The sequence below is a fragment of the Pseudomonas sp. XK-1 genome (genome assembly GCF_038069885.1).
Taxonomy (GTDB): domain Bacteria; phylum Pseudomonadota; class Gammaproteobacteria; order Pseudomonadales; family Pseudomonadaceae; genus Aquipseudomonas.
The window spans coordinates 18,293-40,100 of the sequence record NZ_JBBPES010000004.1 but is presented as its reverse complement, the minus strand read 5'-3'; the positions used below and the strand labels follow the sequence as shown (position 1 = coordinate 40,100).

Here is a 21,808-nt window from a genome sequence, read left to right as displayed (position 1 = left end):
TCGATGCACATGTTGTCGGCGCTGCCCGGTGGTTATATCGACGAAAGCGGGGCGACCATTACCGTGGTCGAACAGGACCCGGCGGATATCGTCATCCTCAGCGCCGCCGACACCACCCTGGCGTTGCTGGCCGCCGCCCATCCGCAGGCGCAGGCCGGCAATGCGGCACTGGCTTATCCCTCGGTGCGCCTGACCAACCTGCTGCACCTGCGGCAGAACGCCTCCATCGATCTGTATCTGGATCAGGTGCTGCAACACGCCAAAGTCGTGGTCATCGACCACCTGGGCGGCGAAAGCTACTGGCCCTATGGCACCGAGCAGGTGGTCGCGCTGTGTCGGCGCAAGGGCATCGCCCTGGCGATGTTTTCCGGCGACATGAGCGAAGACCGCAACCTGATCGACCTGAGCACGGTGGACGCGGACTGCTGCCATACGCTCTGGCGCTACCTGCGCGAGGGCGGCGCGGCCAATGCCGGTGAGCTGTATCGCTTTATTGGCGCGCGCTTCTTCGATTTGCCCCTGCCGGCGCGACCGCCACGGCCCTTGCCGCCGGTGGCGGTGTTCCATCCGCAGCAGGCCGATGCCTCGGCCGCTAGCTGGCGGGAGCGGTGGATCGAGGGCGCGCCCTGTGTGCTGGTGCTGTTCTATCGGGCGCATCTGCAGGCGGGCAACACCCAGGTATTCGCCGAGCTGTGTAGCGGTTTGCTGGCCGAGGGCTTGAACCCGCTGCCCATCGCGCTGCTGTCGCTGAAGGATGCGCTGTGTTTGCAGACCCTGCGCGAGCTGTGCGCCGAACACGAAGTCGCGCTGATTCTCAACACCACGGCGTTTTCCCAGTCGGCGATGGACGATCCTGGCGATCACGCCCTGGCCGGCGATATCCCGGTGCTGCAACTGATCCTCTCCGGCGGTAATGAGCAGAGCTGGCGCGCCGATCCCCAAGGCCTGCAGCCGCGCGACATGGCCATGCACGTGGCGTTGCCCGAGGTGGACGGACGGATCATCAGCCGGGCCATCAGCTTCAAGGGCCTCGGCCAGCGCTGCGAACTGACCCAGAGCGACGTGGTGCAGTACCAGGCGCTGGGCGACCGCATCGCCTTCGTCTGCCAGCTGGCGCGGCGCTGGTGTCGGCTGCGCCGCCTGACCAACCCGGATAAGCGCCTGGCCCTGGTGCTGGCCAATTACCCGACCCGCGAAGGCCGCCTGGGCAATGGCGTCGGCCTGGACACCCCGGCCTCGGTGATCGAGATCCTCCGCCGACTGCAGCAGCAGGGCTACGGCGTCGACGAGATACCCGCCGATGGCGATGCCTTGATGGTCCTGCTCAAGCAGGGCGTGACCAACGACCCCGAGCAATGGGCGCTGCGCCCGGCGCGGCAGAGCCTGGCGCTGGCCGATTACCTGGCGTTCTTCGCCACGCTGCCGCAGGCCAACCGCGAAGCCATCACCGAACGCTGGGGCGCGCCGGAGCAGGACCCGATGTTGCGTCAGGGCCGCTTTATGATCGCCGGCGTGCGGCTCGGCCAGGTGTTTGTCGGCATCCAGCCGGCGCGCGGCTACCAGCTCGACCAGAAGGCCAACTACCACGACCCGGACTTGGTGCCGCCGCATTTCTACCTGGCCTTCTACCTGTGGCTGCGGCGGAGCTGGGCCAGCGATGCCGTCGTCCACGTCGGCAAGCACGGCAATCTGGAGTGGCTGCCGGGCAAGAGCGTGGCGCTCAGCGAGCAGTGCTGGCCGGAGCTGATCTTCGGCCCCATGCCCCATCTGTATCCCTTTATCGTCAACGACCCGGGCGAGGGCACCCAGGCCAAGCGCCGCGCCCAGGCGGTGATCATCGACCACCTGATGCCGCCGCTGACCCGCGCCGAAAGCTACGGGCCGACCCGCGATCTGGAATGTCTGGTCGACGAGTTCTACGAGGCCCTGAGCCTCGACCCGCGCCGCGCCGCCTTGCTGCGCAAGCAGATCCTCGCGCTGATCGTGCAGCACAATCTGCACGCCGATCTGGGCCTCGAAGCGCCCGCCAGCGAAGCGGAGGAGCAACTGCTGCTTAACCGCACCGACAGCTACCTCTGCGAACTCAAGGAAAGCCAGATCCGCGACGGCCTGCATATCTTCGGCCGATCGCCCCAGGGCCGCCTGCAACGCGACACCCTGCTGGCCCTGGCCCGCCATGGGGTCGGCGACGGCCTGGGTAGCAACGCCAGCCTGGTCCGCGCACTGGCGCAGGATCTGCTGGCCGATGCCAGCTTCGATCCACTGGACGCCGACTGGGCGCTGCCCTGGCAGGGCGCGCGGCCTCAAGCCTTGCAGGCGATCAGCGAGCGGCCCTGGCGCACCCTCGGCGATTGTCGCGAGCGTATCGAGCTGCTGGCCTTGCAGTTGCTGGAGCAGGGCATGGTGGATGCTGACTGGCCGCGCACGCGCCAGGTGATGCAGCGGGTCGAGAACGACCTGCGCCCACGGCTGATCGCTTGTGGCGAGCAGGAGCTGTACCAGCTGGGTCGAGGTCTGTCCGGGCGTTTCGTGCCGCCGGGGCCGAGCGGCGCGCCCTCGCGTGGGCGGCCGGATGTGCTGCCGACCGGGCGCAACTTCTTCTCGGTGGACACGCGGATGATCCCCACGCCGACCGCCTGGGCGCTGGGGCAGAAGTCCGCGGCGCTGCTGGTCGAGCGCTTCGTTCAGGACCACGGCGACTACCCGCGCAGCATCGGTTTGTCGGTGTGGGGTACGGCGACCATGCGCACCGGCGGCGACGACATCGCCCAGGCCTTCGCCCTGCTCGGCGTGCGGCCGAAGTGGGCCGACGGCAGCCATAGGGTCAGCGATTTCGAGGTGTTGCCGGCCAAGCGTCTGGACCGCCCGCGGGTCGACGTGACCCTGCGTGTCTCGGGATTTTTCCGCGACGCCTTCGCCAATGTGATGCAGATGTTCGACGCCGCGGTGCAGCGGGTCGCCGAGCTGGACGAGCCCGAGGAGGTCAACCCGATCCGCGCGCGCATCCTGCGCGAAAGCGCCGAGCTGCAAGCCCAGGGTCTGGACGCGCAGAGCGCGCGGCAGCAGGCAGGCTTTCGCGTGTTTGGTGCCAAGCCGGGTGCCTATGGTGCCGGCCTGCAGGGTCTGATCGATTCCCGCGACTGGCAGGACGACAGCGATCTGGCTCGCGCCTACCTCAACTGGGGCGGCTACGCCTACGGGCAGAAGGTCTATGGCGAGGACCGCCGCGATACCTTCGCCGCGCGTCTGACCCAGATTCAGGCGGTGGTGCAGAACCAGGACAACCGCGAGCACGACCTGCTCGACTCCGACGACTACTACCAGTTCCAGGGCGGCATGGCCGCTGCGGTGCGCCATTACAGCGGCCAGCAGCCAAGCCTGCTGTTCGGCGACCACAGCAACCCGCAGGCACCGCGCGTGCGCTCCCTGGCCGAGGAAATCAGCCGGGTAATGCGCGCGCGGGTGAGTAATCCCAAGTGGATCGACGGGGTCAAGCGTCACGGCTACAAGGGTGCCTTCGAGATGGCCGCGACCGTGGATTACTTGTTCGCCTTCGACGCCACCACCGGCGTAGTGCGCGACGACCAGTACGCCAGCGTCACCGACGCCTACCTCAATGATCCGGCGACCCGCGAGTTTCTCCAGCAGCACAACCCCGACGCCCTGCTGGAAATCAGCGAGCGCCTGCTCGAAGCGATCCAGCGCGGCCTGTGGCAGACACCGGGCGACTACCGCGAGCAGATCGAACAGCACCTTCTGGCCGTCGAACAGCACTTGGAATAAGCCGATGAACAGCACCATTCGCCCGCATTTTCCGTTTTCCGCCATCCACGGCCAGCCGCAATTGCAACTGGCGCTGCTGCTCGCGGCCATCGATCCGCAGATCGGCGGGGTACTGATCGAAGGCCCGCGCGGCACCGCCAAATCCACCAGCGCCAGGGCTCTGGCCGATTTGTTGCCGAGCGGGTGTTTCGTCAACCTGCCGCTGGGCAGCAGCGAGGAACAACTGGTCGGTTCGCTGGATATCCAGGCGGCGTTGCAGGACGGCAGTGTGCAGTTCAAGCCCGGCTTGCTGGCCCGCGCCGATGGCGGCGTGCTCTATGTCGACGAGGTCAATCTGCTGGCCGATGCGCTGGTCGACCTGCTGCTGGATGTCTGCGCCAGCGGGGTCAATCGCATCGAACGCGACGGCATTTCCCACCAGCACCAGGCGCGCATCACCCTGGTCGGCACCATGAACCAGGAGGAGGGCGAGTTGCGTCCGCAACTGCTCGATCGCTTCGGCCTGTTCGTGCGCCTCGGCCAGCAGATCGACACCGCGACCCGCGAACGCATCGTCCGTAGCCGCCTGCAGTTCGACCGCGACCCGCTGGGTTTCGTCGAGGCGCAACGCGACGCCCAGCTGCGCCTCAGCGAACGCCTGGAGCAGGCGCGGGCGAGGGTGGCCCGCCTGGAGTTCGGCGACGCGCTGCACCGTCAGGTCAGCGCGCTGTGCTATGCCGCCGGGGTGGAGGGGGTGCGCGCCGACCTGGTGCTGCTGCGCGCCGCCTGTGCCCACGCCGCCTGGCAACAGCGCGACGAAATTGGCGCGGCGGATGTCGAGGCGGTGGCCGAGCTGGTGCTGGCGCATAGACGCAAGAATCCGCCGCAGGCACCGCAATCGCCCGCCCAGGACAACCCGGGCAACGGCGCAGCCGATGACCTGCCGTCAGCCGATGGCGGCAGCGATTGGGGCGAGATGCCGCCGCAACCCGTGCCAACCCAGAGCCTCGCCGGCGCGAGGCCGCTGCCGCTAAAAAAGCCCTGAGCCAACGGCCCGCAAGCGGGCCGCTGGCGGGGAAGGGTGAGCGGGCCGGAAGGGTGAGGACGACTGGCACGGCAGTGAGCGCGCGTATCCATTGGCCGCGTACCCTGCTGAACAAAGGGGCTGTACCGCTGCTGGCGGAACACTTGCAGTTCCAGCATCAGGCCGGCGAAGACGGCCTGCTGCATTGCCTGCTACTCGATTGCTCCGGCTCGATGCTCAAGCGCAGCAACCTGGCGTTGGCCAAGGGCCTGCTGCTGCGCTGGAGCGAGCAGGTCTACCGGCAACGCGGCGAGCTGGCGGTGATCGCCTTCGCCGGCAACCAGGCGCGGCTGCTGCAGCGCCCGCAAAAGGCCGTGCCCTATAACGACGCCTGGATCGCCGCGATAGGCGGTGGCGGCGGTTCGCCGGCGCTCAGTGCGGTGCAGCTGGCCGAGCAGACCCTGGCCAAGGTGCGCAAGTCCGCGCCGGGCAAGAGAATCGGCCTGTGGCTGCTCAGCGACGGGCGTTTCAGCCAACTGCCGGCGCGCCCGCGGCAGGCCGACTTCTGTGTGGTGGTGGATTTCGAGAACCAGCCGCTGGCGCTTGGCCGCGCCGCGCAGATCGCCCGGCTATGGGACGCCGAGCATGTGCGCGCGGTGGACCTGCTTGGCGAGCAATAGGGCATCGCTTTTGTAGCCCGGATGCAATCCGGGTAGTGGCCATCAGACCGCTCCCCGGATTGCATCCGGGCTACGACCTAGTAGGGTGGATGACGCTTTCTTCATCCACCATTGCAGTTGGTGGATGGGTGAGGCGTCATCCACCCTACTTAGCCTTTAAAGCCTCAATGCATCGAGGCTCGACCGCTGTTAGCGAATCTTCAATTTACCGATACGGTCGTTGTCCAGGCTGCCGAAGTACAGGTAGTCGCCCACCGGCTTGACCGAGGTGATCATGAACAGGTGCTTGCCGCTGGTGTCGTGCAGGCTCTGGGTGATCTGGCCCTGTTCGTTGAGGGCGATGGCAAAACCGTAGCGCTCCGCCTTGGGCCAGAATGCTCGTGGCAGCTTGGCCAGCTGCGCCTTCGCCCAGGGCGAGCGGTGCAGCATATCGGCGTCGGCCTTGCGCGGGGTTGGCAGGGCGACCCAGAAGGTGCCGTTGCGATCACCCTGCAGGTTGTCCGGCAGGCCGGGCAGGTTGTCGATAAAGATGTCGTGAGTGCCGGCTTTCTCGCCGCTCAGCCAGTAGCGGGTGATGCGGTAGCGGTAGGTTTCGTTGACCAGCACGAAGTCCTCATTGGCCGACAGCGCCACACCATTGGCGAAGTACAGGTCCTTGAGCAGTACCCTGGTCTCCTTGGTCGCTGGGTTGTAGCTGAGCAGACGGCCATGGGGGCGAGCTTCGAGCAGGTCGAGCAGATAGTCCGGCTGCTCGAAGCGTGCGGAGGCGTCGCTGAAGTAGATGGTGCCGTCGCGGGCAATATCCAGATCGTCGGTGAACTTGAAGGGTACGCCTTCGGCCTCGGTGGTCAGCACCTCAATCTTGCCCTGAGGGTCGATACGCAGCAGGCCCTTGTAGGCATCGGCGACGATCAGCGCGCCGTCGGCCGCGAAATCCATGCCCAGGGGCCGGCCGCCGGTATCGGCGAAGGTGTCCACCTGATCGCCGTCGAGACGCACGATGCGGCCGTCATGCAGACCAGCGTAGACCCGACCCTGGCTGTCCACGGCGCTGTCTTCCGGGCCATGCAGCTGGCCACGACCGAGCAGTTCGGCCTTCATCAGGGTGTCGTTGGGCTCCAGCACGCCAGTCATCAGTGGCGCTTGCGGCGCATCCCAGGCCAGTGGGTCGATGGGGCTGGGGGTGATGGCGAGGTAGATGGCCACGGCGGCGACCAGGGCCAGCAGCAGGCCAAGTAGTTTCTTCATTGTTGTTAGTCCCTGTCTCGAAGTTGAGCACATGCAGCGCGCGTCAGATTACAGGGTTCATGCGCATCTGTGAGCCCATGGCGGCAAATGCCCGGCAACCGGTCGGGGCGATATATACTGCGCGGCATTCTTGAGGGGAGCGCCGCGTGGCTATCGATATTCACTGGATCACCGACAACGCCAGCCTGGCACAACATTGCGCCAGCTGGCGCAGCCTGCCCTTTGTGGCGGTCGATACCGAATTTATGCGGGTCGACACTTTTTACCCGATTGCCGGCCTGCTGCAGGTCAGCGAGGGCCAGCGCGCCTATCTGATCGACCCGCTGTCGATCGACGACTGGACGCCCTTTGCCGGTTTGTTGCAGGACCCGGCCGTGGTCAAGGTGCTGCATGCCTGCAGCGAGGACCTGGAAGTCTTTCTGCGCCTGACCGGCAGCCTGCCGTCGCCGCTGTTCGACACCCAGCTGGCCGCCGGCTACCTCAATCTCGGCTTCTCCATGGGCTATTCGCGGCTGGTCCAGGCGGTACTGAATATCGAACTGCCCAAGGGCGAAACCCGCTCCGACTGGTTGCAGCGGCCGCTGTCCGCCACCCAGGTCAGTTACGCGGCGGAAGATGTGCTGCACCTGGCCGAGGTCTACCTGCTGTTGCAGGCGCAGCTGAGCGCGGATAAATACCGCTGGGTGCTGGAGGACGGTGCCGAACTGGTGGCCAATCTGGGCCGTGAGCTCGACCCCGAGCTGGCCTACCGCGAGGCCAAGCTGGCGTGGAAGCTGTCGCCGCAACAGCTGGCGGTACTCAAGGTGCTGTGCGCCTGGCGTGAACGCGAGGCGCGGGCACGCAACCAGCCGCGTAACCGGATCATTCGCGAGCATTCGCTGTGGCCCCTGGCCCGCACCCAGCCGGACAATCTGGTGGCCCTGGCGCGGATCGAGGATATGCACCCGAAAACCGTGCGCCAGGACGGCGAGCTGATTCTGCAGATGATCAAGCAGGCGGCGACCAGCCCGGCGGCGGATTGGCCAGCGGCCCTGCCTGAGCCTTTGCCGCTCGAGGCGTCGTCGCTACTGAAGAAACTGCGTGCCATCGGCCAGCGCGAAGGCGAGCGTCTGAACATCGCCCCCGAGCTGATGCTGCGCAAGAAGACCCTCGAGGCTCTGCTGAAGAGCGGGTACCCCAAGGGCCCTTACCAGCTGCCGGATTCCTTGCGGGGCTGGCGGCGTGAACTGATGGGCCAGGCGCTGCTCGATTGCCTGGCCGCAAGCGGAGAGTCGGCGTGAAACGCATCTGTTCGATCTACAAGAGCCCGCGTAAGAGCGGCATGTACCTCTATGTGCTGCGCAGCGAGGCCCTCACGCGCGTGCCGGAAAGCCTGCTGGCCGCCTTTGGCCCGCCGGCCCTGGCGTTCGAGATGGTGCTGACGCCACAGCGCACCCTGGCCCAGGAAGACATCCACAAGGTGCTGGCCAACCTCGACGAGCAGGGTTACCACCTGCAGATGCCGCCACCGGAAGACGAATATATCGAGCACCTGCCGGACGAGTTGTTGCGTCGCAACGACCCCATGTAGACGGTATGCAGCGTTGCGAGGAGGGCCCATGCGCCTGCTGATTGCCGAAAACGATCACGCCCGCTATGCCGAGTTGCTGCGCCAGCAGGTTCCCGAACTCGAGCTGGTGGCCAGTGCCCGGCCGGACGAATTGCGCGAGCATGCCGCCAGTTGCCCGCTCTGGCTGGGCCAGCCGGATCTGCTTGCCGCCTTGTTGCGCCAGGGCCACAAGCCGCGCTGGCTGCAGTCGACCTGGGCCGGTATCACGCCGCTGCTGGCCGCTGATTTGCCCAGGGACTATCAACTGTCCCGCGCGGTGGGCATCTTCGGCCAGGTAATGGCCGAGTATGTGCTGTGCCATCTGCTGGCCCATGAACGGCAACTGTTCGCCCGCCTGGCCGCCCAGGTCGAGCAGCGTTGGGATAATCGCCTGCCGCACAGTCTGGCCGGGCGCAAGGCGCTGATCGTCGGCACGGGCGACATAGGCCTGAGCCTGGCGCAGTTTCTCGCACCCTTCGGCATCGAGCTGTTGGGCGTGGCCAGCCGCCCGCGGTCACAGCCGCCGTTTCGCCAAGTCGCCGGGCTCGATGCCTTGCCGCACCTGGCAGGGGAGGCGGATTACCTGATCAACCTGCTCCCGGACACCCCGGCCACCCGCGACATCTATGACGCCGCGCTGTTTGCCTGCTGCAAGCCCGGCGCACTGTTTATCAATGTCGGGCGCGGCGTCGCGGTGGTCGATGCCGACCTGATTGCGGCGCTGGAGCAGGATCGGCTCGCCGCTGCGGTGATCGATGTCTGCCGTGAAGAGCCGCTGCCCGCCGGCCATGGCTTCTGGACCGCACCGCGACTGCTGTTGACCGGGCACAGCTCGGCCCCCACCGAACCGCGTCTGCTGGTGCAGCTGTTTGTCGATAATCTGGCACGCTGGCGGGCGGGGGATGAGTTGCGCGGCCTGGTGGATTTTGTCCGGGGTTATTGATCGGCGGTCTTCCATTACCCTGTTGCGCTGAGTCGCTGGCGTTCAGGCGCGCTTGGGCGCACCGAGCGCTTATTGGCGGCGCTGGTGCGCACGGCACACCCACCGACGTCCGTTCATTTGGCTTGAGCATTGCTCAATAATTGACCATTCGGCTCGCCGCTCTTGGCCGTAGTTGGCCTAGCCGCTAGACTGCCGGCCTTTTCGCCCTCACCGTACCCTCGCCATGGCCGCCAAAGTCGAACCCTTCTGGAAACGCAAGACCCTCGCCCAGCTCGATCAGGACGAGTGGGAGTCGCTGTGCGATGGCTGCGGCCTGTGCTGCCTGCAAAAGCTCGAGGATGAGGACGACGGTAGCGTCTACTACACCCGTATCGCCTGCAAGCTGCTGGATATGGACAGCTGCCGTTGCAGCGATTACGCCAATCGGCGCAAGGCTGTCCCCGACTGTATCCAGCTCACCCCGGCCCAGGCCGACCAGTTCCAGTGGCTGCCGCCAACCTGCGCCTATCGCCTGGTCAGCGAGGGCAAGGACCTGCTGCTCTGGCATCATCTGGTCTGCGGCGACCCGCAGCAGGTGCATACTCAGCGCATTTCCCAGGCCGGGCGCATGCTCAGCGAGAACAGCGTGGCTGAGGATGACTGGGAGGAGCACCTGATTTTTCGTGCCGGTTAAGGGCTATTGCCGTTTTATTCGCAGTCAGGATGGAACGACAGGGGCCCCCGGGGTCTATGGATTGGTCCGTCTCATACTGGAGCTTTGCGCATGTCGATTTACCGTGCCCTGTTACCCGCAGTCCTGCTCTGTCTGAGTGCCCAGTTGTGGGCTGGGCAGAAAGTCGATCTGGATTATCGCGTCAAGTTCCTGCCTGACAGCGACCAGGCCGAAGTCAGCCTGAGCCTGGAGAAGGGCGAGCGGGTGCTGAGCCTGGGCTTCAACCTGGGCGACGAGAATCTCTACACGGACTTTGCCGGCGACGGCGAGTGGACCCAGGAAAGCCCGCAACGCGGGGTTTGGCAGCCGGCCAAGGGCAAGGCCAAGCTGACGTACCGGGTGCGTATCAACCATGAACGCAGTGCTGGTCGTTATGACGCGCGCATGACCGAGGATTGGGCTCTGCTGCGCGGCGACGATCTGGTGCCGGCCGTGCAGTTGCGTCAGAAGAACGATACCGAGCTGGTGGCGCGCCTGAAGTTCGACCTGCCCAAGGGCTGGAAAGGCGTGGAAACCGGCTGGCCACGCATCGGCACCCATGAATTTCGCATCGACAACCCGCAGCGCAAGTTCGACCGCCCGACCGGCTGGATCATCGCCGGCAAGATAGGCACTCGTCGGGCCAAGCTGGGGGATAGCGATGTGACCATCGCCGCGCCGGTCGGCGAGGGCATGCGCCGGATGGACATCCTCACCCTGCTGACCTTCGTCTGGCCCGAGGCCCAGGCGGTGTTTCCCCGCGATCCGGGCAAGCTGCTGATCGTCGGTGCCGGTGACCCCATGTGGCGCGGCGGGCTGTCGGCCACCAACTCCTATTACATGCACAGCGACCGGCCGCTGGTCAGCGAAAACGGCACCAGCTCCCTGGTGCATGAGCTGGTTCACGTCTTCAGCCGCATCCAGGCGCGCGACCGCAGCGACTGGATCACCGAAGGCCTGGCCGAGTACTACGCGATCGAACTGATGCGCCGTGCTGGCGGCCTGAGCGAGGACCGTTATCAGAAGGTGCGTGAGCATCTGGTGGAGTGGAGCAAACCGGTCAAGAGCCTGCGCACCGCCCATGCCAGCGGTCCGGTTACCGCTCAGGCGGTATTGCTGCTGCAGGAGCTGGATCGCGAGCTGCGCCAGAAGACCAAGGGCAGCACCCAGCCGCGCTCGCTGGATGACGTGACCCGCGGCCTGATGCGCCTGGAAAAGGCCAGCACCCAGGACTTTATCGAAATCAGCGAGAATGTCATGGGCGGCCCGTCCAAGGTGCTGGACAGCAAGCTGTTGAAGTAGTCGGCTATTTGAACTTGGGCCCGGACTTGGTGTTAATGCCCTTGGCCATGCGGTCGTAGAGCACCACGTTGACCGTGGCCGCCAGGTTCATGCAGCCCTGGGTGGGGATATAGATCACGTCCTCGCACCAGTCGAGGACTTCCTTGCTCAGTGAGCCGTCTTCCGGGCCGAAAATATAGAGGGCGCGATCCGGGTGGGTGTATTCCGGCAGCGATCGCGCGCCCTCGACCAGCTCCACGGCAACCGGGGTGCAGCCCAGGGGGATGATCTTCTGCAGGTCTTCGACGGCGATCAGCGGAATATCCATATAGATGCGCTGGGTGTCGGTAACGAAGTCGCGGGCGCGCTCGTAGCGCTTGCCGCTATAGAACACCGAAGCCGCCCCATAGCAGCCCGCCGCGCGCATCACCGCGCCAACGTTTTCCGGAGATTTGGGGTTGAACAACCCGATGCAGCTGTATCTTTTGTTCGCCACGAGCTTGGGGCCTTTAGATAAAGGGGGCGCAGTATAAGGCCTGGCGGCGTTGCGAGCAGGGTATTCGGAGGCAGTGAGTGAGCGCGTGGAGTGCAGGGTGCGCCGCGCGCACCGGTACAGGTCAGGCGTTCTGGGTGCGCACGGTGCACCCAGCCGATAGCCGCTTACTCTTTGCTTTTCAGCAACGCGGCCAGGTCGGCAAAGGCCTTGTGGGTTACCTTCGGCCCTTGCTGGCTGGCGGTGGAGCCTTCGCTGAAATACTGCTGGTCGGTATAGCGGGCGTGTTCGTTGTCGTGACAGAACAGGCACAGCAGCTCCCAGTTGGAGCCATCCTGAGGGTTGTTGTCGTGGTTGTGGTCGCGGTGGTGCACGGTCAGCTCGCTCAGGCGCTTGCCGGAAAACTCCCGGGCACAGCGGCCGCAGACATGCGGGTACATCTTCAGGGCCTTGTCGCGATAACCTTCTTCGCGGCCACGCTGGGCCTCGGCGAGGATGCGGTCAAGCTTGGCGGTGGGCGAGGGGGATTTGTCGCTGCTCATCTGGCGTCTCTTGAATAAATTAGGCCTATGTCCGCAGTCTAGCGCTGCCGGCGGTCACTGAGAACCGCGTTGTCGGCACTTTGTTGCCGAGCCGTGGCCCAAACTGCATCAGCGCAAACGAGGAGCACGAGAATGCATCGCCTATCGCCCTGGATATTCGCCCTGGGGCTGCTCTGTGCCGCAGCTGCGCAGGCCCAGCAGGCCGCTGGATCGCGCGCCGATGGCCGGCCTGCCGGCGCGCCGGGCACGGCCACGCCGCAACCCTATACGACGCCGGCGCAGCCAAGCCAGGTGCCCCGGCGCACGCCGCACAACCCGCCGCTGCTCAGGCCGCTGCCCAATACCCCGAACCCGGCTGTACCGCTACCGGATCGGGATCTGCCGCTGCTGGAGCAACAGCGCCAGCGCAATAGCCAGCCGCTAGGCCCAGGCGGCAAGAAGCCCTGAGCTCCCCAAAGGGCTGGCGCGCGCCTACTGGCTGCGGGTCAGGCCCAGCACCTTGAGAACAAAGGCGTACTCCAGGGCCACATCCTTGAACGCCTGGTAGCGGCCGCTCATGCCGCCGTGGCCGGCCTCCAGCTCGGTTTTCAGCAGCAGCAGGTTATCGTCGGTCTTGCGCGCGCGTAGGCGGGCCACCCATTTGGCGGCTTCCCAGTACTGCACGCGGCTGTCGTTGTAGCCGGCCACCGCGAGGATCGCCGGGTAGGCCTGGGCCTTGACGTTTTCATAGGGGGCGTAGGCCTTGATCCGCGCGAACACCTCGGGCTCGTTGGGGTCGCCCCATTCGTCGTATTCGGTCACGGTCAGCGGCAGGTCGGGGTTCTGCATGGTGTTGAGCACATCGACGAAGGGCACCTCGGCGACGGCGGCGGCGAACAGCTCGGGGCGCTGGTTGAGTACCGCGCCGATCAGCAGGCCGCCGGCGCTGCCGCCGCTGATGCATAGCCGATCGCTGCTGGTGTAGCCGCTGTCGATCAGTTGCTCGGCGCAGGCGATAAAGTCGCTGAACGAGTTCTGCTTATGTTCCAGCTTGCCGGCGCGGTACCAGGCCTCGCCCAGTTCACCGCCGCCGCGCACATGGGCGATGGCGAAGACGAAGCCGCGCTCCAGCAGGGACAGGCGAGCGTGGGAGAACCAGGGGTCGAGGCTTTCGCCGTAGGCCCCGTAGCCATACAGGTAGAGCGGGGCGGGCATTGCGCCGCTGAGTACCTCGCGCTTGGCCACCAGGCTGATCGGCACCTGGCTGCCATCCTTGGCCGTGGCCCACAGGCGCTGGCTGACGTAATCGTCGGCGTCGAACGGGCCCAGCACCGGGGTTTCCTTGAGCACCTGCTGTTCGCCGGTGCCCAGTTGCAGCTGACGGATCTGCGCCGGACGGTTGAGCGCCTCGTAACGCAGGCGGATTACCGGGCTGGCAAACTCCAGGGTGTCCTGTACATAGAGGCTGTAAGCCGCATCGGGCAACTGCACGCGGTAGGCCTGCTGGCCCTGGGGCTGCACTTCGAGGATCGGCAGGCCGCCTTCGCGCAGGCTGAGCACCAGGGCTTCCTGGTTCAGGCTGATGCCTTCGAGCATGACCTGGGGATCATGGCCACGCAGCTGCTGCCAGTGGTCACGCTGGGGCGACTGCTCGGGGGCCTGGTACAGGGCGAAGTTGATCCCACTCTGGTTGCTGCGGATCAGCCAGGCCCAGTCGTCGCCCAGCTTGCCGTGGTCGAGGTCGTATTCGTGGCCTTCCTCGCGCGGGGCCACGCAGCTGAAGCGACCTTGTGGCGTTGCGGCATCCAGCACCCAGGCTTCGCTGGTGGTCTTGCTGCCGAGTAGCAGCACCAGCTGGCGTTCGGAGCTGCTGCGGTAGCAGCTGAGGAAGAAGCGCCCGTCAGCCTCGTGGAAGACCAGTTCGGCCGTCGCGCGGCCCAGGCGATGGCGGTAGAGCTTGTGCGGCCGGTGGGTCTCGTCCAGTTCGCCGAAGAACAGGGTCTGGCTGTCGTTGGCCCAGGTCATGCTGCCGTCGCAATCGGCGAAGGGCAGCTCGCTGAGGCTGTCGTCGTTCAGGTCCTTGACGAACAGCTGATAGGTCTCTTCGCCGCTGGTATCCAGGCTGTAGGCCAGGCGCTGGTGGTCGGGGCTGATGCTGAACGCGCCGAGGGCGATAAAACCGCCGTCGGCGAGGGCGTTGGGGTCCAGCAACAGGTGTTCGCTGGTCTCATCGACCTGAAGCGAGCCATCGGCCGGGCGCAGGCAGCGGTAATGGCGCGGGTACTCGTCGCCGGCGGTAGTGCGCTGGTAGTACAGGTAGGGGCCCCAGGGCGAGGGCAGGCTCAGGTCGGTCTCGCGGATCCGGCCTTTGATTTCCTCGAACAGCGTTTCGCGCAGTTCGCGCTGCTCGCGCAGCTGGCTTTCCAGGTAGGCATTTTCCGCCTTGAGGTAGTCGAGTACCTCGTCGCTGTCGCGATTTTCCAGCCAGTGATAGGGGTCGTCAGCGTTCTCGGCGCGGGCGATGGGGGCATGCGACATAGGGCAACTCCAGAGGCTGACGGCTGACGGCGGGGACGCGGCAGCAGGCAAAAGCCGTTATCATAAGCGCCAGTTTGTCAGCCGGCCGCTGAAAATGCAGCTCGGCCGCGTTTCCAGGCCTGTTTGGCCCGTTATGTCCAGAGACCCACTGCGTTATGAGTGAAAACGACTATTTACTTGCCTGGGGCGCTTACCTGATCGCCGCGCTCGGCTGCCTGCTGGTGTGGTTTCGCCTGACCGGCTGGATGTGGCGCTACCTGCGCGAGCCGCTGCGGGTGCTGATGACCGTGCTGCTGTTCACTCCGACCATTGTCGATCCGGCCAAGGAACAGTTCGCCCCAGCCGTGGCGATCAGCGCCATGGACCTGCTGCTGGATGTCGGCAACAACGTCTGGCGGGCGGTGGCCGATCTGGCCATGTACAGCCTGATTGCCCTGGCGCTCTACCTGCTGTTCGTGGCGATTCGCTGGCCGCTGGTGCGCTGGTGGAAAGGCCGGGCGGGCGAGGTCGCGGACGGTGAAAGTGAACCGACATTGCGCGAGATGCTGGAGCAGGACGATTACGCCGCCGCACACTATGACCCCCGGCGCGACCAAGGCGGGCGGCTGGAACCGCGCCTCTGACTGAGGCGCGCGTCACGCTGTAAGCCTTGCACCCGGCTGCGCGGCCGTTCAGCATGGCCCCTCGCCGACGAGGAGGACTTATGGACTGTGTGTTTTGTGCAATTGCCGGCAACCGGCTACCTGCACAGCGTATCTACGAGGACGAGCATTTCTTCGTCCTGCTGGATATCTTCCCCCTGCGCCCGGCCCATATCCTGATCGTCAGCCGCGAACATGCGCCCTTTCTCAAAGACCTCTCCACTGCTGCCTGTGAGCAGCTGCTGCCGTTGGCGCAGCGCGTGGCCGCCGCCTTGCGCGCGGCCGGTTATGGCGAGCAGGGCATCAATTTCCTGGTCAATGACGGTCCTACCTCCAATCAGCATGTACCCCACCTGCATCTGCACCTGATTCCAAGGCGTAGCGGCGATGTCATGCCGTTGCTGTGGCGGGCCCTGACGCGTTTTTTACCGTTGGCGCGCAAACGTATCGAGGCGCGTCTGGCCAGTGAAGCGCAGCAGTTGCGCCAGGCGTTGCGTCATGTGTGAACTGCTTGGCATGAGCGCCAATGTGCCCACCGATATCGTCTTCAGCTTTACCGGCCTGATGCAGCGCGGCGGCCGCACCGGCCCGCACCGCGATGGCTGGGGCATCGGCTTTTATGAGGGGCGCGGTCTGCGCCTGTTCCAGGACCCGCGTGCCAGCAGCGAGTCGGAAGTGGCGCAGCTGGTGCAGCGCTACCCGATCAAGAGCGAAGTGGTGATCGGCCATATTCGCCAGGCCAATGTCGGCCGCGTCTGTCTGGCCAACACCCATCCCTTCGTGCGCGAGATGTGGGGGCGCAACTGGTGCTTTGCCCATAACGGTCAGCTCGCCGACTTTGCGCCGGCCCCGGGGTTCTACCGGCCGGTCGGCGACACCGACAGCGAGGCGGCCTTCTGCGACCTGCTCAATCGCCTGCGCCAGGCCTTTGCCGAGCCGGCGGCGATCGAGGCGCTGTTGCCGACCCTGGTCGCTGCCTGCGCAGCCTACCGGCAGCAGGGCGTATTCAATTGCCTGCTCAGCGATGGCGACTGGCTGTTCAGTTTCTGCTCCAGCAAGCTGGCGCATATCACCCGACGCGCGCCTTTCGGCCCGGCGCACCTGAAAGATGCCGATATGCAGGTGGATTTCCAGGCGGAAACCACGCCCAATGACGTGGTCACGGTGCTGGCCACCGAAGCCCTGACCGATAACGAAAGCTGGACGCTCTACCAGCCAGGTGAGTGGCGTCTGTGGCGTGGCGGTGAATGTGTGGCGCAAGGCATAACGGACTGAATGGGGGAGGGACATGTTTAGAAGCTATCTGCGGTTGGCCTTGTTTGCCCTGGGGTTGCTGGTCGGGGTGCAGGTGCCGGGTTTTATCGACGACTACAGCAAGCGCGTCGAAGCCCATCGGATCGAGTCGGAGCAGGGGCTAAAAGGCTTTCGCGAAACGGCTCGGCGCTTTTTCAATGGCGATCTGGTGGCCTTGGTCGGCCATTACCAGGCCAGCGCCGATCCGGTGATGCGCAGCGATGCCCAGAGCCTGGGCACCCTGGTCGAGCGCTCGGCATTCCTTGAGCGCGAAGCCAAGGCCATGCAAGGGCCCTGGTACGGCCAGGTCTGGCATCTGGCTAGCGCCGCAGACCATGAGTTAATGGAAGAAACCTTTGCTGCCTACCGCTACCAGGTGCTGCTGGCTCCCGAGGCCATCGCCTGGGGCATTGCCTGCGCCATGCTGTTGGCCTGGTTGCTGGAAAGCCTGGCGCTGCTGGTCGGTATGCTGCTGGGCGTCGGCCGCAGCCAGAAGGTGCAGCAGCGGCACTGGCGTTAGGTTGCATCACCCAAGGACTCGCAAGAGTCCTTGGTGTTTTGCCAAGCCTACTGGCCGGGTGACGCGGGGGTGGCGAGCGCCTGCTGGCTCGCTTTAACGTCCTCGGCAACAGGTGCCGGTTGAACGGGCGAGCGTTTACGCCGCGACACCAGCAACACCCCTGCCAGCACCAGTCCGGCCCCCGCCAGTTGGGCGAACGACACCGGCTCCGACAACAGCATCCAGGCGAAGACAATCGTCAGGATCGGTCCCAGCGTGCCAATCAGCACGGTACGCGCCGAACCAATCAGACGCAGCGCAGCCGATTGCCAGAATATCGGCAGCACCGTGGAGAAAATCGCCATCGCCGCGCTGTACGCGTACACCTCCATCGGCTGCTGCAGTGCGGAAAACGGTTGAGTGGCGAGGAAGTGAATCTGCGTGGCGAAGGTGGAAATGATAATCGCCAGGGCGGCGAAGCGGATGGTGCCCAGTCGGTGAATCGCCACCTCGGCCCCTGAGCTGTACAGCGCGTAGGACAGTGCGGAGCCGAAGATAAAGGCGGCACCGATCAACACCGTATGCAGGTCCTCTGCCACCTGCAGGTCGTGGGCGAAGGCCAGGCCGATGCCCGCGTAGGACAGCAGCAGCGCCGCAACCTGGCGCTTCTCCAGGCGCTTGCCCATAAACAGCACGCCGATCAGCACGGTCATGGTCGGGTAGATAAACAGAATCAGGCGCTCCAGCGCCGCCGAAATGTACTGCAGGCCAATAAAATCAAGAATGCTGGCCCCGTAGTAGCCGAGCAGACCGAGGGCAATCAGCATGCCCCAGTCTTTGCGCGTCAGCGGCGGCGCAGCGCGGCACAGCCACAGCGTGGCCCACAGCGCGATAGGCAGGGCGAAGCTCATACGCAGCGTCAGCAGGGTGACGGCGTCCACGGGTGCAGCGGCATAGGCGAGCTTGACGAAGATCGCCTTGAACGAGAAACCAAAGGCGGCGAGTACCGCGAGTGCGATACCTAAGCGTTCGGCTGACCAGGTTTTCCATGGCATGCTAAGTAACGTCCTAAAGAGTTGTGCTGATCCGAATGATGCTGGGTATAGAATCCCCATGGAATTGGCTTTTTCATAAGTAATCGTTCGGATTTCACTAACGCTATGCATTACGACCTGATTGATCTGCGCCTGTTTGTCGCCATCGCCGAAGCCAAGAACCTGACCCGAGGTGCCGAGCGCGTGCACCTGGCGGCGTCGTCGGCCAGCCATCGCATGCGCGTGCTGGAGGAGTCGATCGGCACGCCGCTGCTACTGCGTGAACCGCGCGGTGTCAGCCTGACCCGCGCCGGCGAGGCGTTGCTGCGTCATGCACGCCAGGTGTTTGCCCAGCTTGAGCAGATGCATGCCGACCTGACGCCCTTCGCCAAAGGCGTGCGCGGGCATGTCAGCTTGTGGGCCAATACCCATGCCACCCATACCTTTCTACCCGACAGCCTCTCGACCTTTTTGCAGCGCCACCCGCAGGTCAGTATTTCCCTGGAAGAGCACACCAGCCCACACGTGCTGATGGCGGTGGCACGCGGCGAGGTGGAAGTTGGCGTGGTGGCGGGGACGATTGCGGACGCTGAGGTTGAGCTGATCCCGTACCGGGCTGACCGACTGGTGCTGATTGCGCCGGCCGATCATCCACTGGCAGCACACGCCAGCAGCCTGTTTGCCCAGGTGCTGGACTACCCCTTTGTCATGCTGCATTCAGGCTCGGCCATTCACACCTTTACCATGAATGCCGCCGCCGCTCTGGGACGACACCTTGAGGTGCGGATTCAGGTGCGCAGCTTCGAGGCCGTGTGCCGCATGGTCAGTGCAGGGGTTGGCATCGGCCTGGTGCCGCGCAGTGCGGTAACCGCTGGTGCGCCGCTGGCTGTGATTGAGCTGGAAGAGCCCTGGGCGCAGCGGGACTTGAAGGTCTGTGTGCGCAAGCGCGAGTTATTGTCGGGGTTTGCTGCAGAACTGGTCGACTGCCTGACCGCTAGCAGTACGGCAGGCTAAACAAAAGGCACTGTCCCAATGTTGTGTTCAGACCTGAACCTTTCGCGCAGAGGCGGCAATGAGTAGGGTGCGCCGGCGCACCAGCTTGGGCAGCAAATTACGGGTGCGCACAGCGCAACCTGCGGATCAAGGTCATTCCAGGCTCAGTGGCGATAGCCGGGCGTAACAGGCTATTGGGGCATCGCCAAATAAAACGGGCCCTGCTGGGCCCGTTGGTTTTACTTGGAGAGAAACTTCATCCCGTCTTCCAGACCCTGCAGGGTCAGCGGGTACATCTGATCCTCCAGCAGCTCGCGCATGATATTGGTCGAGGCGGTGTAGCCCCAGCTGTCCTTGGGGTAGGGATTGATCCAGATAAGCTTTTTGTACTTCTCCATAAAACGCTTGATCCAGACGTAGCCCGGCTCCTCGTTCCAGTGCTCGACGCTGCCGCCGGCCTGGGTGATCTCGTAGGGGGCCATGGCCGCGTCGCCGACGAACACCACCTTGTAGTCCGCGCCGTACTTGTGCAGCAGATCCTGGGTGGAGAAGCGTTCGGAGGTGCGGCGCAGGTTGTTCTTCCACACCGACTCGTACACGCAGTTATGGAAGTAGAAATACTCCATATGCTTGAACTCGGTCTTGCAGGCGGAAAACAGCTCTTCGCAGACCTTGACGTGGGCGTCCATCGAACCGCCGATGTCGAAGAGGATCAGCAGCTTGACCGCATTACGCCGCTCCGGGCGCATCTGGATATTCAGCAGGCCGCCGTCCTTGGCGGTGTGGTCGATGGTGCCGTTGAGGTCCAGTTCGTCCTGGGCACCCTGGCGGGCGAACTTGCGCAGGCGCCGCAGGGCCACCTTGATATTGCGCGTGCCCAGTTCGACCTGGTCGTCGAGGTTCTTGTACTCGCGCTGGTCCCAGACCTTGACCGCCTTGCCCTGGCGCTTGCCGGCGTCGCCGACGCGAATGCCTTCCGGGTTGAAGCCGCCGGAGCCGAACGGGCTGGTGCCGCCGGTGCCGATCCACTTGTTGCCACCTTCGTGGCGTTCCTTCTGTTCTTCCAGGCGCTTCTTGAACTCCTCGATCAGCTTGTCGAGGCCGCCGAGGGATTCGATCTTGGCGCGCTCCTCATCGGTCAGCGAACGCTCGAATTCCTTGCGCAGCCACTCATCGGGGATCAACGCCTCGATATGCTGGTTAAGGTTTTCCAGGCCCTTGAAGTAGGCCCCGAAGGCGCGGTCGAATTTGTCGAAATGCCGCTCGTCCTTGACCAGAATCGCCCGCGACAGGAAATAGAACTCGTCCATGTCGGCGAACACCACGTTGTGCTTCAACGCGTTGATCAGATCGAGCAGCTCGCGCACCGACACCGGCACCTTGGCGGCACGCATTTCGTTGAATAGGTTGAGCAGCATGGCAGTTGTCTCCCGATTACCCGTAGGGTGGATGACGCTCTTTTCATCCACCGGGCCTATACGGCATAGGCGATGGGCAAGGTGGAAAACGCTTCGCGGTTTTCCACCCTACGGCACTTGGCTCAAGGGCTCGCGAGCTAGAGCCAGGCAAGGCGGAATCAGGTAAGGAAGCGGAGTTTACGTCTGTAAGCATTACTCGCTTCGCTCGCCCCTTCGGGGCCGCCCTTTGGGCGTTCAGTGGCAAACCACTGTGCGAACCTGATTCCAACGCAGCATGGCCGACGCGCAGCAGCCCGTTTATTAACGCGAAGCGCGGCGGCTCATAAAGGCCAGACGCTCCAGCAGCTGCACATCCTGCTCATTCTTCACCAAGGCACCGGCCAGGGGCGGGATGGCCTTGGTTGGGTCGCGTTCGCGCAGCACGGCTTCGCCGATATTGTCGGCCATCAGCAGTTTGAGCCAGTCAACCAGTTCGCTGGTGGAGGGCTTCTTCTTCAGGCCCGGCACCTTGCGCACGTCGAAGAATACGTCCAGCGCTTCGGCGACCAGATCCTTCTTGATGTTGGGGTAGTGCACATCGACGATCTTCTGCAGGGTCGTGCGATCCGGGAAGGCGATGTAGTGAAAGAAACAGCGACGCAGGAAGGCGTCCGGCAGTTCTTTTTCGTTGTTCGAGGTGATGATGATGATCGGGCGCTTTTTCGCTTTGATCGTCTCGTCGGTCTCGTAAACGTAGAACTCCATCTTGTCGAGTTCTTGCAGCAGGTCGTTGGGGAATTCGATATCGGCCTTGTCGATCTCGTCGATCAGCAGGATGACCCGCTCGTCCGACTCGAAGGCCTCCCACAGCTTGCCCTTCTTGATGTAGTTGCGTACGTCGTGGACCTTGTCCGAATCCAACTGCGAGTCGCGCAGGCGGCTGACCGCGTCGTACTCGTACAGACCCTGGTGGGCCTTGGTGGTGGATTTGATATGCCAGGTGATCAGGCGAGCGCCAAAGGACTCAGCCAGCTGCTCGGCCAGCATGGTCTTACCGGTGCCCGGCTCGCCCTTGACCAGCAACGGACGCTCCAGGGTGATGGCGGCATTGACCGCGAGCTTGAGGTCGTCGGTGGCGACGTAGGACTGGGTGCCTTCGAACTTCATCGGTAAATCCTCGAA

General features: G+C 64.5%; 21 protein-coding genes. 14 read left to right on the top strand and 7 right to left on the bottom strand.

The features are described from left to right. Positions 1 to 3 precede the first annotated feature (3 nt). The 3 genes from cobN to WMW70_RS11120 all read left to right on the top strand — a co-directional run bounded on the left by cobN (position 4) and on the right by WMW70_RS11120 (position 5,466). Positions 4 to 3,783, top strand: coding sequence for a cobaltochelatase subunit CobN (gene cobN, locus WMW70_RS11130; protein ID WP_341437580.1), 3,780 nt, complete (start codon positions 4 to 6; stop codon positions 3,781 to 3,783). 4 nt (positions 3,784 to 3,787) lie between these two features. Then, on the top strand, positions 3,788 to 4,807 hold the full coding sequence (locus WMW70_RS11125) for an ATP-binding protein (protein WP_341437579.1): 1,020 nt from the start codon (positions 3,788 to 3,790) through the stop codon (positions 4,805 to 4,807). 74 nt (positions 4,808 to 4,881) lie between these two features. Continuing rightward, positions 4,882 to 5,466, top strand: a complete 585-nt coding sequence (locus WMW70_RS11120) for a vWA domain-containing protein (RefSeq protein WP_341437578.1) — start codon at positions 4,882 to 4,884, stop codon at positions 5,464 to 5,466. A 189-nt stretch (positions 5,467 to 5,655) separates the two neighbouring features. On the opposite strand, the gene WMW70_RS11115 is transcribed toward WMW70_RS11120, so the two are convergent. Beyond that, positions 5,656 to 6,714 carry an SMP-30/gluconolactonase/LRE family protein gene (locus tag WMW70_RS11115; protein WP_341437577.1) on the bottom strand — a complete coding sequence of 353 codons (1,059 nt, stop codon included), beginning with the start codon at positions 6,712 to 6,714 and terminating at the stop codon, positions 5,656 to 5,658. A gap of 146 nt (positions 6,715 to 6,860) precedes the next feature. Here WMW70_RS11115 and rnd point away from each other — a divergent pair, with 146 nt between their 5' ends. From rnd to WMW70_RS11090, 5 genes are all read left to right on the top strand, one after another. Next, on the top strand, positions 6,861 to 7,994 hold the full coding sequence (gene rnd, locus WMW70_RS11110) for a ribonuclease D (protein ID WP_341437576.1): 1,134 nt from the start codon (positions 6,861 to 6,863) through the stop codon (positions 7,992 to 7,994). After that, entirely contained in the window at positions 7,991 to 8,284 is a 294-nt protein-coding gene (locus WMW70_RS11105) for a YcgL domain-containing protein (RefSeq protein ID WP_341437575.1), read from the top strand. The genes rnd and WMW70_RS11105 overlap by 4 nt, the downstream gene beginning before the upstream one ends. 28 nt (positions 8,285 to 8,312) lie before the next feature. Further along, complete coding sequence (locus WMW70_RS11100; protein WP_341437574.1) at positions 8,313 to 9,245, top strand: D-2-hydroxyacid dehydrogenase; 933 nt, start codon at positions 8,313 to 8,315, stop codon at positions 9,243 to 9,245. 223 nt (positions 9,246 to 9,468) lie between these two features. Next, positions 9,469 to 9,918: a YcgN family cysteine cluster protein gene (locus tag WMW70_RS11095; RefSeq protein WP_341437573.1), complete on the top strand. Its 450-nt coding sequence runs from the start codon at positions 9,469 to 9,471 to the stop codon at positions 9,916 to 9,918. Positions 9,919 to 10,008: 90 nt separating this feature from the next. Continuing rightward, a complete protein-coding gene (locus WMW70_RS11090; RefSeq protein WP_341437572.1) occupies positions 10,009 to 11,238 on the top strand; it encodes a hypothetical protein in 1,230 nt (409 codons plus the stop codon). Between the two features lie 4 nt (positions 11,239 to 11,242). Here the strand turns inward: WMW70_RS11090 and WMW70_RS11085 are convergent, their stop codons facing one another. Further along, positions 11,243 to 11,713, bottom strand: a complete 471-nt coding sequence (locus WMW70_RS11085) for an RNA methyltransferase (RefSeq protein WP_341437571.1) — start codon at positions 11,711 to 11,713, stop codon at positions 11,243 to 11,245. A gap of 164 nt (positions 11,714 to 11,877) precedes the next feature. Continuing rightward, positions 11,878 to 12,252 (bottom strand): YajD family HNH nuclease, encoded by a 375-nt coding sequence (locus WMW70_RS11080; protein WP_341437570.1) that lies wholly within the window; start codon positions 12,250 to 12,252, stop codon positions 11,878 to 11,880. A gap of 132 nt (positions 12,253 to 12,384) precedes the next feature. Here WMW70_RS11080 and WMW70_RS11075 point away from each other — a divergent pair, with 132 nt between their 5' ends. Then, positions 12,385 to 12,699: a hypothetical protein gene (locus WMW70_RS11075; RefSeq protein WP_341437569.1), complete on the top strand. Its 315-nt coding sequence runs from the start codon at positions 12,385 to 12,387 to the stop codon at positions 12,697 to 12,699. Between the two features lie 24 nt (positions 12,700 to 12,723). Here the strand turns inward: WMW70_RS11075 and WMW70_RS11070 are convergent, their stop codons facing one another. After that, positions 12,724 to 14,769: a S9 family peptidase gene (locus WMW70_RS11070; protein ID WP_341437568.1), complete on the bottom strand. Its 2,046-nt coding sequence runs from the start codon at positions 14,767 to 14,769 to the stop codon at positions 12,724 to 12,726. 155 nt (positions 14,770 to 14,924) lie between these two features. Here WMW70_RS11070 and WMW70_RS11065 point away from each other — a divergent pair, with 155 nt between their 5' ends. From WMW70_RS11065 to WMW70_RS11050, 4 genes are all read left to right on the top strand, one after another. After that, positions 14,925 to 15,392, top strand: a complete 468-nt coding sequence (locus WMW70_RS11065; RefSeq protein WP_341437566.1) for an MFS transporter — start codon at positions 14,925 to 14,927, stop codon at positions 15,390 to 15,392. A gap of 80 nt (positions 15,393 to 15,472) precedes the next feature. Next, positions 15,473 to 15,916, top strand: a complete 444-nt coding sequence (locus tag WMW70_RS11060; protein WP_341437565.1) for an HIT family protein — start codon at positions 15,473 to 15,475, stop codon at positions 15,914 to 15,916. After that, on the top strand, positions 15,909 to 16,685 hold the full coding sequence (locus WMW70_RS11055; protein ID WP_341437564.1) for a class II glutamine amidotransferase: 777 nt from the start codon (positions 15,909 to 15,911) through the stop codon (positions 16,683 to 16,685). The genes WMW70_RS11060 and WMW70_RS11055 overlap by 8 nt, the downstream gene beginning before the upstream one ends. A gap of 13 nt (positions 16,686 to 16,698) precedes the next feature. Further along, on the top strand, positions 16,699 to 17,223 hold the full coding sequence (locus WMW70_RS11050; RefSeq protein ID WP_341437563.1) for a DUF2937 family protein: 525 nt from the start codon (positions 16,699 to 16,701) through the stop codon (positions 17,221 to 17,223). 47 nt (positions 17,224 to 17,270) lie between these two features. Here WMW70_RS11050 and WMW70_RS11045 read toward each other — a convergent pair whose 3' ends face one another. Continuing rightward, on the bottom strand, positions 17,271 to 18,257 hold the full coding sequence (locus WMW70_RS11045; RefSeq protein WP_341437562.1) for a DMT family transporter: 987 nt from the start codon (positions 18,255 to 18,257) through the stop codon (positions 17,271 to 17,273). 105 nt (positions 18,258 to 18,362) lie between these two features. Between WMW70_RS11045 and WMW70_RS11040 the strand changes: the two genes are divergently transcribed. Further along, positions 18,363 to 19,250 carry a LysR substrate-binding domain-containing protein gene (locus tag WMW70_RS11040; protein ID WP_341437561.1) on the top strand — a complete coding sequence of 296 codons (888 nt, stop codon included), beginning with the start codon at positions 18,363 to 18,365 and terminating at the stop codon, positions 19,248 to 19,250. Positions 19,251 to 19,468: 218 nt separating this feature from the next. Here WMW70_RS11040 and WMW70_RS11035 read toward each other — a convergent pair whose 3' ends face one another. Next, complete coding sequence (locus tag WMW70_RS11035; RefSeq protein WP_341437560.1) at positions 19,469 to 20,647, bottom strand: vWA domain-containing protein; 1,179 nt, start codon at positions 20,645 to 20,647, stop codon at positions 19,469 to 19,471. Between the two features lie 300 nt (positions 20,648 to 20,947). Continuing rightward, positions 20,948 to 21,793, bottom strand: coding sequence for an AAA family ATPase (locus tag WMW70_RS11030; protein ID WP_341437559.1), 846 nt, complete (start codon positions 21,791 to 21,793; stop codon positions 20,948 to 20,950). Between the last annotated feature and the right edge of the window lie 15 nt (positions 21,794 to 21,808).